Source organism: Actinomyces procaprae (genome assembly GCF_004798665.1).
GTDB lineage: Bacteria > Actinomycetota > Actinomycetes > Actinomycetales > Actinomycetaceae > Actinomyces > Actinomyces procaprae.
Genome location: NZ_CP039292.1, coordinates 308,611 through 322,836 on the forward strand (window position 1 = coordinate 308,611; position 14,226 = coordinate 322,836).

The window sequence follows — 14,226 nt, forward strand, 5'->3', positions numbered from 1 at the left end:
TTTTCGGTGTGTTGGTGCGGGTACGGCGCGATCTTCCGGAGACGATGGAGGTGTTCAAACAAACTATTGCCTTGGAAGCTCGCGCCGCTGTGTCATCAGCCCCCACTCCTGCCTTGTCGTGCCAGCCCCTGACCGGGATGTTCGCCACTGTCGCAGACCCCCCGCGACCGGCGCGGGCGCCATCACCGGCTGGACACTTTGCTGGCCCTGGCCGCGGTGGGAGTACTGGCCGGCTGCCGCACCCTGCTGGCGATCTGGGAGCACGCCCACGACCTTGAACCCCAAGAACTGGCCGAACTCGGCATCCGCCAGGACCGACCGCTGCCGTCGGCAGTCCACTATCGGCCACACCCTGGCCGGGCATGGACGTAGACGATCTGGACGCGCATATCGCCTCGTAGATGCTCACCCGCACCGGCACCATAAGCGGGCACCGCGTGAGCGCGGTCCAGCGGGCAAGACCATGCGCGGCGCCAAGAACGGCAGCGGGGACGCTGGCGGTGGTGGGGTGCCGCACCTGCTGGCTGCCCTCGACCAGGAGGCCGGTGCGGTGCTCGCCCAGCAGCGCTTAGAAGACAAGACCAGCCAGATCCCAGCCCTGAAACAGCTACTGGCACGCCATGACCTTACCGGCGCCGTCATCACTGCCGACGCCCAGCGCTCACCCAGACCAGCACAGCCGAATGGATACGCAACCGGGGCGCCGACTACCTGCTGACCGTCAAAAACAACCAGCCCAGTCTCAGCGCTAAGCTCAAGGCCCTGCCCTGGGCCGACGTCCCCGCCGTCACCGGGGTGGACACCTCCCATAGGCGCAGGGTGCGCCGCCCCATCAAAGCCGCCCAAGCACCCACGTGGGTCGACTTCCCCGGCAACGCCCCCAGGTCATGGCCACCCTAAGAAACCTGGCCATCAGCCTCATCCGCACCACCTACGACGACCCCACCACCAGCATCGCCTCAGCCAACCGCACCATGACACGCAAACCGGAAGAGCCAGATCACCGGGCGGTGGGGTCGTAAGGACGACCCCTTGTACAAGGCCCGCAGGCTGCTGCGCACCGGGGCGGGGCTGGTGGGCGACAGGCGCTGGGAGCGTCTCGGACAACTGTTTGCTGAGCCCCGGAACATGCCGGTAGAGGCTGCCTGGGCTGTGCATCAGAAGATCATGGCCGCCTACCGGACCAGCAACCCCGCCCAGGGCAAGACCCGAATGGAGAAGGTGATGCAGACACTCAAGACCGGTGTGCCTGACGCCCTCGAAGAAATCGCCTCGCTGGGCAAGACCCTGGCCCAGCGGCGCGATGACATCCTGGCCTACTACCGGCCACCCCGGAACCTCCGACGGCCCCACCGAGAACACCAACGCCCCGCCTGGAACACCTACGCGGCATCATCCGCGGATTCAGAAACCCGACCAACAACCGCCATCCGCAGCCTCATCCACAACGGCGGCTTTAAACAACAGCTACCACATCCCCAAACCGGAAGAGCCCGTTTCCTGTCGGCGGCCGCGCCTATCCTGGCCCCGATGCCGCCGACACTGCCCGCTGCCTTCGCTGCCGCCACGCGCGCCTGGTTCGACGCCGCCTTCCCCACCGGGCCGACGCCGGTGCAGCGGCGCGCCTGGGAGGCGATCGGCCGCGGCGAGAACGCCCTGGTCATCGCCCCCACCGGCTCGGGCAAGACCCTGGCGGCCTTCCTGTCCGCCATCGACCACCTCTCCCGCCCCGTGGCGCAGATGGCCCGGGGTGATGAGCCCGCCCCCGGCGACGCCGCCCCGGCCGGTGCCATCCCGGCCGACCGCCGCCCCGTCCAGCAGCCGCGCGGGCGCGGGGTGCGGGTCCTGTACATCTCCCCGCTCAAGGCCCTCGGCGCCGATGTGGAGCGCAACCTGCGCCGTCCCCTGGCCGGCATCACCGCGGCCGCCGCGGAACTGGGCGTGCCCGCGGCACCGATCGCCGTCGGCATGCGCACGGGAGACACCACCCCCGCCGAGCGGCGCCGCCTGCGCACCAGCCCGCCGGACATCCTCATCACCACCCCGGAGTCGCTGTACCTGATGCTCACCAGCGCGGTGCGCGAGACGCTGCGCACCGTGGACACCGTGATCGTCGACGAGATCCACTCCTTCGCCGGCCAGAAGCGCGGCACCCACCTGGCTCTGTCACTGGAGCGGCTGGACGAGCTGTTGCCCCGCCCCGCGCAGCGCATCGGCCTGTCTGCGACGGTCCGCCCACCCGAGGAGATCGCCCGCTTCCTGGGCGGCCCCCACCCGGTCGGCATCATCGCCGACGACGCCGCCCACGCCACTCCCGATGTGACCGTCGCCGTGCCCGTGACGGACATGGCCCGCGTCCCGGCCACGCTCGACCGCCACGAGCGCGCCCTGCGGGGTGCACCCGGCCGTGGGGGCCCAGGCGGAGGGGCGGGAATCGGCCGTGGCCCAGGCGGAGGGGTGCGGGCAGGCGGCACTCGCCCGGACGGCCCGACCGGCGCCGCTGGCGGCAGAGGCAGTCGGCAGACCTGGCGCAGCGACCGCAGCCTGCGTGCCGCCATGGCCGGCGAGATCGCCGGCACCGGAGGATCCGCCGGCGCGGGCGCCCCGGCCCGCATGACGGCCTCCATCTGGCCGCATATCGAGCACGCCCTGCTGCAGCAGGTCCTCACCCACCGCACCACGCTGATCTTCGTCAACTCCCGGGGCGTGTGCGAGCGCCTGACCGCGCACCTGAACGAGGCCTACGCCGCCCACCTGGCCGAACGAGGCGCCGCGTCCGCCCCGGTGGCCGCTCGGGCCGGAGACCGGGCCACCGCCGCAGACCGGTCCGCCGCCGCAGCCCCGGTCGACCTGCCACCCAGCATCCCCGAACCCGTCCGCCACCACGAGTCCTGGGAGATGGGCGCCTCCCAGCACACCCAGCCCCTGCCCGCCGACGCCCCGGTGATCGCCAAGGCCCACCACGGCTCGGTGTCCAAGGAGCAGCGCCGCCTGGTCGAGGAGGAGCTGAAGTCGGGCGAGCTGCGCTGCGTGGTGGCCACCGCCTCCCTGGAACTCGGCATCGACATGGGCTCCATCGACCTGGTCCTCCAGGTGGCGCCCCCGCCGTCGGTCGCAGCCGGATTGCAGCGCGTGGGCCGGGCCGAGCACCGTGTCGGCGGGCGGCCCCGCGGGGTCATCTACCCGATCGAACGCACCCAGCTCGTGGACGCCGTCGTCGCGGCCGAGGGCATGCGCAACGGCAGCATTGAACGCACCGCCCTGGTGTCCAACGCGCTGGACGTGCTCGCCCAGCAGACGGTGGCCGCCGTCGCCGTCGAGGACCGCACCGCCGACGACTGGTACGCCACCGTCACCCGCGCCGCCCCGTACCGGGACCTGCCCCGCACCGCCTTCGACTCCGTGCTGGACCTGCTCGCCGGCGGCTACGCCTCCGCCGACTTGAGCGACTTCTCCCCACGGATCGTCTGGGACCGGTCCACCGGCGCGCTCGCCGCCCGCCCCAATGCCCAGCGCCTGGCCGTCGCCGCCTCCGGCACCATCCCCGACCGCGGCATGTTCCCGGTGATGCTGCCCGAGGGCGACGCCGCCGCCGGCCGCCGCCGCGTGGGGGAGCTGGATGAGGAGATGGTCAACGAGTCCAGCGTTGGGGACGTGAGCACCCTGGGTACCGCCTCCTGGCGCATCCGCGAGATCGGGGCGGACCGCGTCGTCGTCGACCCCGCCCCCGGCCGCAGCGCCCGGCTGCCCTTCTGGCGCGGGGAGGGGACTGGCCGCCCGGCCGCCACCGGTGCCGCCAAGGGCGCCTTCCTGCGGCAGGCGGCCGCGGCCCTGGGCGACGGCGGCTTCGGGGACCCGCCCCACGGAGCTGACCGACCGCCTGCGCCGCGCCGGCATGGACGCCGGCGCGCAGGCCAACCTGGTGGCGCTGCTGCGCGAGCAGCGGGCGGCGACCGGCGTCGTCCCCTCCGATACCGACCTGGTGCTGGAGCGGTGCCGGGACGAGGCCGACAACTGGCGACTGATCCTGCACAGCCCACTCGGCCGCCGCGTGCACGAGCCCTGGGCCATGGCGATCAAGGAGCGGGCCCGCCGCATGCTGGGGATCGACCCGCAGATCGTCACCGCCGACGACGGCATATTGCTGCAGACCCCGCCCACCGAGCAGCCGCCGGGCGCGGAGCTGTTCGTTTTCGACGCCGCCGAGCTCGAGCAGCTGGTGCGCACCCGGGTGGACCAGACCGCCGTGTTCGCCGCCCGCTTCCGCGAGTGCGCCGCCCGCGCGCTGCTCATGCCCTCCGCGCGCCCCGGCCGCCGTACCCCGCTGTGGCTCCAGCGGCTGAAGGCCGGTCAGCTCCAGGAGGCCTCCCGGCAGTTCGCACGCTTCCCGGTGCTGGTGGAGGCGGCTCGCGAATGCCTGCAGGACGTGTGGGACCTGCCCGCCCTGCGCGCCCTCATGGAGCGGCTGGCCGCCGGGGACGCGCGCGTGGTCGAGGCGGTCACGCAGGTGCCCTCGCCCTTCGCCGGGCCGCTGCTGTTCGGCTACACCGGCACCTTCCTGTACCAGTACGACCTCCCGCACGCCGAGCGCCGCGCCCAGCTGCTGTCCCTGGATCCCGACGCTGTGGCCGAGCTCGTGGGCGATGGCGGCATCGCCGACCTGCTGGATGAGGAGGTCATGGCGCGGGTCGAGTCCGAGCTGCAGCACCTGGCGCCCGGGCGGCAAGCGCGGGCCGACGCCGAGGGGCTGGCCGACCTGCTGCGTGAACTCGGTCCGCTGTCGGCGGGGGAGTTGGCCGCCCGCTGCCGGGGCGACGACGGCGCCGGCATAAGCGCCGGGCTCACGGCGCTGGAACGGGCACGGCGCGCCTTCCCTGTGCGCGTGGGCGGGCGGGAGTGCTGGGCGCGCACGGAGGACGCCACGGTGCTGCATGGTGCCCTAGGCGTCGCGGTGCCCGACTGGGCGGATGGGGCCTCGTCTGTCGCCGGGTCCCGCACGCCACTGGCCGAGCTGCTGCTGCGCCATGCCCGCACGCACGCCGCGGTGACGGCCGAGGCGGTGGCCCGTGCCTTCGGGCTGGGCGTGTCCGTGGCCGCCGACGAGCTGAAAGCACTGGCCGACGAGGGCACGCTCATGCGTCTGAGCGGCGGCGCGCAGGTCCGCTGGATGGCACCCGAGGTGTTCACCCGGGTACGCAACCGCTCCCTGGCCAGGGCGCGGGCCGCCGTCGAGCCGGTGCCGCCCGCGGCCCTGCAGCAGCTCGTGCTGGAGCGCGCCGGCATCACTGCGCGTGCGGAGGAGGCGGGTGCCGCGTCAGCGCCGGCGGGTTCGCCGGGAGCGCAGGGTTCGCCGGGAGCGCCTGGCGCCGGCAGCGGCAGTGGCGCGTTCGGCGTCGGCGTCGCGCCCGGGCGCGGCGTGGAGGCGCTCGCGGAGGCGATTGCCGCCTTGGAGGGCGTATGGCTGCCCGCCGGGCTCTGGGAATCCGTGGTTTTCCCGGCGCGCGTGGCCGACTACCGCCCCGCCATACTCGACGACCTCATCGGCTCCGGAGACGTGATCTGGGTGTGCCGGACGCAGGACGGGGTCACGCCGGGCGAAATCGCCTTCTTCCCCTCCGACTCCCCGCTGGCGCCCGTCGCCGGGGCAGTGGTCGGGCGGGACGAGCTCGACCCCGAGGAGCAGTGGGCGCTGGTGGGTGCCGGAAGGTTGACGGCTGACTCCTTTGCCCCGGTGCGGGCGCTCCTCCAGCCGCGGCCGACCGCTGCCCCGCCCAGGCGGGTGCGCAGTCGCCGCACCCGCCGCTACGGCGGCTACCGCACGGGTTATCTCACCGGACGCACCCGCCCGGCCGGATCTGCCGGGGCGGCGCAATCGACGCCGTCCGCGTCGGGGCCGCTGCCGCCCCCGGACGCTCTACGGCCCTCATCTGCCTTGACGGCCGGTGGGCTCTCCGGCGTAGGCGGCAGCCAGACCGCGGCCGACAACCCGGCGCTCGCCGCCGCGCTTGCGACCGCCTCCTGGCGCCGGCTCACTCCGCCGCAGGTTACGGCCGAGGAGCAGGCCGTGGCCGACGTCGAGTCCCTGCTCGACCGCTACGGCGTCGTCAGCCGGGACGTGGCGCTTGCCGCCGGTATCCCGGGTGGCATCACCCCGCTGCTGCCGGTGTTGCGACGCATGGAGGACACCGGCGTTGTGCTGCGCGGCGCCTTCGTCGCCGGGCTCGGGCCGAGTCAGTTCGCCGACCGGGAGACCGTCGACCGGCTGCGTGCCCTGGCCGGGGCGGGCGAGGCCATGGGCGGCGTCGTGCCCGTGGCCGCCGAGCAGCCCGCCGCGGTGGGGCCGGCGCCGTCGGCAGGGCGCAGCCTCGAGCCCCTGCCGGGGCCGGCGTCCGCCGCGCCTTCCGAGCCGTCGGTGGTGCTGGATCTGAAGGACCCCGCCTGCCTCATGGGCGGCGTCGTCCCCTGGCCCGAGCCGGTACTGCCGCCCGACTTGGCCGCGCGGGCCGCGGATGCCGTAGGCGCCTCAGAGGCGGGCGAGTTGCCGCGCCCGGCGGCGCGGCAGGGCACGCGCGTCGTCCTGATCGGCGGGCGGCCGGTGCTGCACGCGGCCGAGCGGCTGCGCGCCCTCACCTGCTACACCACGATCCGGGCGGAACTGGAACCGGCGCTGGCCGCCGTCGTCGCCGCCGAGACCCGCGCCGCGCTGCGGGAGGCCCCGCGCACCGGCAAGCGCGTAGTGGAGGCCCTCAACGGCGTCTCCACGCTCGACCCGGTGGTCGGCGACCTGCTGGCGACGGCCGGGCTGGTGCGCGACCCGCGCGGCATGCGTCTGCACATCGACCCCTACCGGAGCTGAGCCGTGCCCGACCCGCACCCGCTGACCGGAGCCATGTTCGACTCGCCCGTTCCGCCGGGGAGCGGCTGGCCCGACGACCCCGCCGACGCCGACACGCCCGTGGCCCGCGATGCCGACGAGGTGCGGCGCCTGGCCGCCGACGTTGATCCGGCCGGACTCGATGCGCGCATTAGCGTGTGCCGGGCCTGCCCGCGGCTGGTGGCCTGGCGGGAGGAGGTCGCCACCACCGGGAGGCGTGCCGCCTTCGCCCACGAGCCCTACTGGGGTCGGCCCGCGCCGAGCTTCGGACCCGTGGACGCACGCATATTCGTGGTCGGCCTGGCGCCCGCCGCCAACGGCGCCAACCGCACCGGCCGCATGTTCACCGGCGATGGCTCCGACTGGCTCTTCTCCGCCTTCCATCGCGCCGGCCTGGCGGCGTTGCCGACCTCGCGTGCTGCCGGCGACGGACAGGGGCTGACCGGCTTGCGTCTGGGGTCGGCCGTGCGCTGTGCTCCGCCGGCCAACAGGCCGACCACGGCGGAGAAGACCACCTGCCTGCCGTGGATCACCCGCGAGCTGGAGCTGCTCGGCCAGGTGCGCGTGGTGCTCGCCCTGGGCGGTATTGCCTGGGACACGGCGCTGCGGGTGGCGCGGGAGTCCGGCTGGACGGTGCCGCGTCCCAAGCCGCGCTTCGGCCACGGCGTCCGCGCCGAACTGGCCCGGCCCGACGGGCGGGGAGTGATGCTGCTCGGCAGCTACCACCCCAGTCAGCGCAACACCTTCACCGGGCGGCTCACCGCCGACATGCTCGACGCCGTCCTGGAGGCTGCCAAGGAGATGGCCGGCCTGTAGCGGCCACGGGCGCTGTCGGCCCGACCGCAGCGGCGGAGGGAGACCGCGGGCGCCGTTGGCGCGCCTACGCAGGCGGAGTGTCTTTTGGGACGCGCGGGTGTAGCCAGCCGGCGTAGGCGTGCGGGGCGGCGACACTCCAGCAAGCGGTCGGCCACGCCGACCCCGGGGCGCTCTCTACTACGCCACTTCGGTGTTGGGTACGCCGGTTAGGAGTTTGTTACACGCCTCGGAGGCCTTCAACAGACTCCTAACCCGCGTAGTAGACGGCGAACCGGCTCGCTCGAAGAACTGGCTATCACTGCTCCGCGTGCGTGTGAGCGTTCAAGGGTGCTCTGATCAAGGTCTGCAATTGGCGCACGTAGTCTTCAAATGCCGTGACGCCCCGGCTGGTGACTCTGATTCGTGTCTGGGCGACGCCGCGACGAGTGAAAGTCTTGGTTGTTGCCAGGTAGCCTGCTCGCTCAAGGCGCTTAATATGAGCGGACATGTTTCCGGGCGTCATTTCAAGAAGGTCCTGCAGGCGGGAGAACGTGATCTCGCTGTTCTCGCCCAGCTCGACCAGCGCCGACATAATCTTCAGCCGCGTCGGGGCGTGGATCAACTCATCCATCTCAATGGGAGACATCAGATGATACCTTGAGGGCTATGCATAAGGGTGGTCCCCTGTCCTGTACCTGCTGTGCGCGCCGCGTGTTCCTACGGGAAGGGCCCTAGGGTCGCCCACGCCGGACCGGTGAAGCGATGAGTGAGACTCTTCGAGCGGGAGGCTTGGCCGCCAGTGCGCAGGTGAGGAAACCGGCTGCCGAGAGTACACCTATGGTGGGGAGCATCAGCGGCATTCCGAGTAGCATACCGACGCCGCCGACTGTGATCAGCCATAGGCCGAGGATACTCTCCTGGCGACCGCCGAAGTAGGTGCCTGATAAGAAGTAGATAGCCCCCATGAAGATGCATGAAGTAGCATAAGCGATGTGCTCCACGTCATCGACCGGCAACTGTGCGCCGACAGTTGCGGTTATTGACAGAGTCAGCACCAGTCCAAACAGCCAGGCGATGCCGAAGAAAGTCGGTCTTCTGGCGGCCTCCCCGTGGATGCCGTCATACTGCTTGAAGCTGTGGGTTAAGATGACGAGGAGTGAAACCGGGCCGATGACGGCAACCATCCAGCCCGTGCCGCCGATGCCGGGAAAGGCCTGCTGCAGGGCGTACTGGCCGCCGAATGCCAAGAGGTATGTTGCTGCAAGGAGCAGATAAATGAAACGGTCGTTGATTTGTGTGCGACGGCGAAATGCCGTGCGGAGTTCGTCGATGCGCTCAACGATGGCCGCCGCCTCGTCTCTTTCATTAGGCATGATGCTCGGGCCTCCTTCGCTGGCATGCCAGTCTACATGATGTGGGCGCACCGGGATCGTTGCGTGGCTGAGGCGTATCAAGGCATCCCATAAAAGGACTCCCGTGGTGGTGGAACGCCGGTGACTAGGAGATTGTGGAAACCGTGTGTCTCTCCTCTACCTGAAGTTCCGCCCCTCGTCGCGACGGTATAGCGCTACCGAGACGGCGGTCGCAATGGTAGTCCACGCGAGAACGACCGCTAGGTTGCTCGGGTTGAATGGCCGGTTCGCCAGATAGTCGGAGGTGATCCCTCCGGCTGCGCCTGTTGGCAGGAGCTTGGCAACGGCGTCGACCCACGGAGGCATCGGCATGCCGCTGATTCCGCCGAAGAGGATCATCGCGAACGCGACGGTTAGGCTCACGGCGAGGGCTGTCTTCTTCGATAGGAGGAATCCGAGGGCGAGGCCTAGTGTTGTGATTGGGAGGGTCAATATTAGTGCGACACCTAGGATTACTGCCGACTGGCTGGGCGTGGGCTGGGCGGCGGTAACCAGAACGCCGATGATGAATGTTCCTACTGCACTGATCAGCGCGCATGCTATCGGTGCGGCGATCCAGCCGACCAGTCGCGGCCCGGGCCCTGTGGGCAGTGTGCGGGAGAATAGATAGAAATCGCTTTCGCGAGCCTCCGGCACTCCTGTGGCAGGGAAGTTCGTGCACACCATTAGTACGCCGACCAGGCTCAGGTATCCGATCAGTGAGAGAGCGAGCTCTGGGTCTGACTGAATGTTCATCGGGGAGACGAAGAAGAACATGAGCATGATCAATGGGTATGCTATGTTCAGGATTACGGCGGTGGGCTCTTTCAGCCAGGTCGATAGCTCAAATCGTGTCCATTCCCATGCGAGTCTCGTCGGCGATTGAAGATTGATTCGCGCATCGTGGTCCGCGCCAGTAGTCATGAGACCTCCCCGCCAGTGGTTAGTTGGGCGAATGCTTCTTCCAGGCTTGGCCTGCGGATATCAATGTCCGAGTAACGGACGTCCGCGTCGGCGAGCGACTGGAGTGCGCTGCTGGCGTCGTCAACGTGAAGTATGACGTCCTGGCCGTCCCTACGTGCGCTGCGGATGTTCGCGAGCCTTAGTGCGCGGTCATCGGCGGTCGTTACGCGGATGACGGTGGTGGCGGCGCGTTGCACGAAGGAGGCCGCGTCGTCGTCCGCGATGACGTGGCCCTCGCGAATCATGACGATACGGTCAGAGAGCGCCTGAACCTCCTCGAGGTAATGGCTTGTAAGCAAGATCGTGACACCCTGACTCGCTCTCTCCTGGATGGTGCCCCACAAGTGTCTGCGCGCGGTGACGTCCAATCCGGTTGACGGCTCGTCAAGCAGCACGAGACGAGGTCTGCCGACGAACGCGAGCGCGACCGACAGGAGCCGCTGTTGCCCTCCGGATAGCGAGCCGGCGGCCTTCTTAGAGAGGTGGTCCAGGCCAAAGTCGCTGAGCAATTCCTCGGGCGCTTCGTGGTCAGCGAAGTGCTCAGCCACGAACCGCACGAGTTTGAGGACGCTCATATTCTTCACGATTCCGGGGCCTTGTGGCGTGACTCCGAGGCGGACTCTGGCCTCGGGGTTGCGTGGATCGGCGCCGAACAGCCTGACCTCTCCGGCGCTCGGGCGGCGCAGGCCGGCGATCAGGCTGAGAAGTGTGGTCTTGCCCGATCCATTCGGTCCGAGCAGGCCCACGGTCCCGCCAGCGCTTATCTGGAGGTTGAGTCCCGTGAGTGCGTGCACCTGGCCGAAGCGCTTGCCTACGTTCTCAAGCGCCACGGGTGTGTCGAAGTCGAGCCGCATGACACCTCCTACGCGATTGTGTAGAGGACTCTATTGCGTAGAGTGACCAGTGTCAAGAGGGTCGTTCGGTCCTGGTCGGTGCTTGCGCGCGAAGGTCGGGTTGCTCCGGGGTGGCGGCTACGCAGGCCTGGGGTGAGCGGGGTAAGCGCTGCCCGCAGGCCGGGGTGCTAGCAGGCCGGTCTTGGCGGTAGGCAGCGTTGAACGGCCGCGCGGTTGGTTCTGTGGCGGCGGTTTATCTCACGCGGAGGCAGGCTGCTGGCCGCGGCGGACGGACTCCAGCATCAGGGTGGCCACGTCCGTGACGCGCACGTCGGCGCCCTCGGAGGCGACGCCGTCGGAGAGCATGGTGGTGCAGAACGGGCAGGCCGTCGCGATCGCCTGCGCGCCGGTGCCGATCGCCTCCCGCGAGCGCTCCACCGCGATGCGGGTGCCGATCGACTCCTCCATGAAGGCCCGCGCCCCGCCGCCGCCGCAGCAGAATCCACGCTCGTGGCTGCGCGGCATCTCCACGGTGGTGGCGCCGGTCGCCTCCAGCAACTCGCGCGGCGGGGAGTAGATGCGGTTGTGGCGGCCCAGGTAGCAGGCGTCGTGGTAGGTGACGGTCGGGGCAGTAGGGGACGGGGCGGCGCCCCGCGGGAGGGTGTCTTGGCTACCATCCGCGGCCCTAGTGCCTCGGGCCGCTCCCGCCGGCCCCGCCACGCCCTCGACGTCATCTCCCGGAGCGCCGCCGAGCTCGGTGGTGTCTTCAGCCCCTGCGGCGGGCTGCGCCGTCTGCGGCGGGGCGGGCCGCAAGCGGCCCTCACGCACCAGGCGGCCCAGCAGCTGCGTGTAGTGCAGCACCTCGTAGTGCCCGCCCACCTGCGGGTACTCCCGGGCCAGCGTGTTGAAGCAGTGGGCGCAGGTGACCACGATCTTCTGCGCGCCGGCCTCGTTGAGCGTCTCGACGTTCTGCGCCGCCAGCGTCTGGAACAGGATCTCATTGCCGGCGCGGCGGGCCGGGTCGCCGGTGCAGGCCTCGGCGTCGCCCAGGACGGCGAAGGACACCCCGGCGGTGTGCAGCAGCTCGGCGACCGCCCGCGTCGTCTTCTTCGCCCGGTCCTCGTAGGCGCCCGCGCAGCCCACCCAGAACAGGTAGTCGACCTCGGAGGCGTCCTCCACGTCCACGCCGACGACCGGCACGTCGAAGTCCAGGTCCTTGGCCCAATCCATGCGCTTGCGCGCCGCCAGGCCCCAGGGGTTGCCCTTGGACTCCAGCTTGCGGAACATCTGCCCCAACTCCTTGGGGAAGGCCGAGGCCATGAGCACCTGTTGACGGCGCACGTCGATCACATGATCGACGTGCTCGATGTCCACCGGGCACTGGTCCACGCACGCCCCGCAGGTGGTGCACGACCACAGCACGTCCGCGGGGATCACCTCGCCGGCCAGCGGCGCCGGACGCGTGGCCACGCCCGTATCGCTCGGGGCGGCCTTCGCGGCCAGCAGGGCGCCCAGCACGTCGCCGGTGTGGGCGCTGCCCGGGGCCAGGCCCAGATCGTCGTCGTCCTCCAGGCCGTCCGTCATGCCCGCCAGCCGCCCGAGCGGGCTGCGGGTGCTGCGGCGTTCGGCGAGCATCTCCTCGGTGACCTCGTCGGGCTCGACGCCGAGTGCGCTCGCCGCCCGCAGGTAGGGGGCGACGGCGGCGTGGTGGTCGCGCAGGGCCAGGGTGAACAGCTTCGGGGACAGGGGCTTGCCGGTGTTCCACGCCGGGCACAGGTCCTGGCAGCGGCCGCACTCGGTGCAGGTGGAGAAGTCCAGCAGGCCCTTCCAGGTGAAGTCTTCAATGCGCTCCACTCCGAGCTTGACCTCGGTGCCCGCCTCCTCGGCGGCCTCCATGGCGGCGTCGAGGTCGTCCAGGGTGTCGGCGGTGAGCGGCCGGCCGTCGGGCAGCAGCAGCGGCTGGGCGGGGCCGAGTGCCTTGGTGCCGTCGGTGTTGCGGCGTGCGTAGAGGTTCACGAAGGCCAGGAAGCGGTGCCAGGCCACGCCCATCGACGGCTGCAGGCCGACCACCACGAACCACCACATGGAGATGACGATCTTGACGGTCGCCACCACCATGATCGCGGCCGCCAGGGCGTCTGCGCTCAGTGGTGCCAGCAGTGGGCCGGTCCAGGCGGTCAGTGGGAAGTGCGTCCAGTGGGCGAGGGCGGCGTCGGCCGGGTCGGGGGAGAGCGCCAGCTGGGCGTGCTCCAGCATCCGCAGGGATAGTACGCAGACCACCACGCCGGCCACGATCGCCTCCACGAAGTGCGCCTGCCCCCGGCTGGAGCCGGCGAAGCGGGAGGTGCGGGTGCGGGTGCCGCCGGCGGAGTCGGCGTCGAAGGGGGGCGCGGCGGCCCGGCGGTGAGTCAGGCGGCGGCGCACCGCGATCAGGTGGACGATGCCCGCCAGGCTCAGCCAGGCGATGCCTTCCACCACCCACGCCCACCAGGCCTGGTGGCCCAGCCACGGCAACTCCCAGTGCGGGCCGGCCAGTACCTGGCCGTAGCCGGTGACCAGGGTCAGGAACAGCAGCGGGAAGCTGACCATCACCAGCCAGTGTGCGGCCCGGATCCAGGGTCGGCCCTTGAATGCGGTGTGGCTGACGACCTCACCGAGCATGCGCACCAGGCGGCGGCCGATGGGGCGCAGGCGCTCGCGGGGGACGGGGCGGCCCACCCCCATACGGTTGCCGATGGTCACGCAGGCGCGGCCGAACACGAAGACGCCGACCACCGTCGCAACTGCGACGATGACGATGCACACGACGCGGATGCCCATCAGCCAACTCATGGCGTCAGCCTACGCAAGCGGACGGGTGCGGGTGCGCAGGCGTCACGAAGGGCCGGCTGGGATGCGGGTGGGAAGGCGCGTCGGGGTGCGGGTGAGGTGGCTGGGGTGGTGTTGGTGCTGGGGTGTGGTTGTTGGTGGCTGGTGGGGTTGGGGGTGTCATTGGATGCACCACTTTCAGCTCTGCGACCGCCGGTCGCGTCGGCTGCGTCCGCGGATTTCCGCGGTTTCAGTGTGATCCTGCCAGTGGTGCGGTCCGAAAGTGGTGCATTTTGTGACAGGTGCGGGGTGGTGCCCGGTGGGGGTGGCGGTGCGCGTGTCGCGGCGTGCGTGCGGCTGTGCGCGTGCGGCGGCGTGCATGGGACGGCGTGCATGGGACGGATGACTGTGGCCGGGGAGGCGGGTGTTGGTGCGGAGGGGCGCAGCGGGTGTGCCGCACGCTTAGGAAGTGAGCGTGCTGGTTGAAATGGCTTGATTCTGCGGTTTCAGATTTGTGGTGAGGGGCCTTGGGAGTCTCCCATGTGCGGCGGGGATGTCGGCG

General features: G+C 70.6%; 9 protein-coding genes and 1 pseudogene. 5 read left to right on the top strand and 5 right to left on the bottom strand.

Annotation, left to right across the window (positions count from 1 at the left end):
• Window positions 1-463 precede the first annotated feature (463 nt).
• The 5 genes and pseudogenes from E4J16_RS15495 (at window position 464) to E4J16_RS01255 (ending at window position 7,690) form a co-directional block, all read left to right on the top strand.
• Window positions 464-718 (top strand): hypothetical protein, encoded by a 255-nt coding sequence (locus tag E4J16_RS15495; protein WP_240038207.1) that lies wholly within the window; start codon window positions 464-466, stop codon window positions 716-718.
• Window positions 719-887: 169 nt separating this feature from the next.
• Entirely contained in the window at window positions 888-1,022 is a 135-nt protein-coding gene (locus E4J16_RS15895; RefSeq protein WP_275669569.1) for a hypothetical protein, read from the top strand.
• Between the two features lie 52 nt (window positions 1,023-1,074).
• A pseudogene (locus E4J16_RS15500) lies at window positions 1,075-3,684 on the top strand (DEAD/DEAH box helicase); the annotation flags it as partial.
• Between the two features lie 211 nt (window positions 3,685-3,895).
• Entirely contained in the window at window positions 3,896-6,856 is a 2,961-nt protein-coding gene (locus tag E4J16_RS15505) for an Lhr family helicase (RefSeq protein ID WP_240038208.1), read from the top strand.
• Between the two features lie 3 nt (window positions 6,857-6,859).
• Window positions 6,860-7,690: a uracil-DNA glycosylase gene (locus tag E4J16_RS01255; RefSeq protein ID WP_204519904.1), complete on the top strand. Its 831-nt coding sequence runs from the start codon at window positions 6,860-6,862 to the stop codon at window positions 7,688-7,690.
• Between the two features lie 295 nt (window positions 7,691-7,985).
• Here E4J16_RS01255 and E4J16_RS01260 read toward each other — a convergent pair whose 3' ends face one another.
• From E4J16_RS01260 to E4J16_RS01280, 5 genes are all read right to left on the bottom strand, one after another.
• A complete protein-coding gene (locus tag E4J16_RS01260; protein ID WP_136194185.1) occupies window positions 7,986-8,315 on the bottom strand; it encodes a transcriptional regulator in 330 nt (109 codons plus the stop codon).
• Window positions 8,316-8,400: 85 nt separating this feature from the next.
• A complete protein-coding gene (locus tag E4J16_RS01265) occupies window positions 8,401-9,042 on the bottom strand; it encodes a hypothetical protein (RefSeq protein WP_136313027.1) in 642 nt (213 codons plus the stop codon).
• 156 nt (window positions 9,043-9,198) lie between these two features.
• Window positions 9,199-9,984 carry an ABC transporter permease gene (locus E4J16_RS01270; RefSeq protein WP_136313028.1) on the bottom strand — a complete coding sequence of 262 codons (786 nt, stop codon included), beginning with the start codon at window positions 9,982-9,984 and terminating at the stop codon, window positions 9,199-9,201.
• Entirely contained in the window at window positions 9,981-10,877 is an 897-nt protein-coding gene (locus E4J16_RS01275) for an ABC transporter ATP-binding protein (protein WP_136313029.1), read from the bottom strand. The genes E4J16_RS01270 and E4J16_RS01275 overlap by 4 nt, the downstream gene beginning before the upstream one ends.
• Before the next feature lie 237 nt (window positions 10,878-11,114).
• Window positions 11,115-13,688, bottom strand: coding sequence for a (Fe-S)-binding protein (locus E4J16_RS01280; protein WP_136313030.1), 2,574 nt, complete (start codon window positions 13,686-13,688; stop codon window positions 11,115-11,117).
• Between the last annotated feature and the right edge of the window lie 538 nt (window positions 13,689-14,226).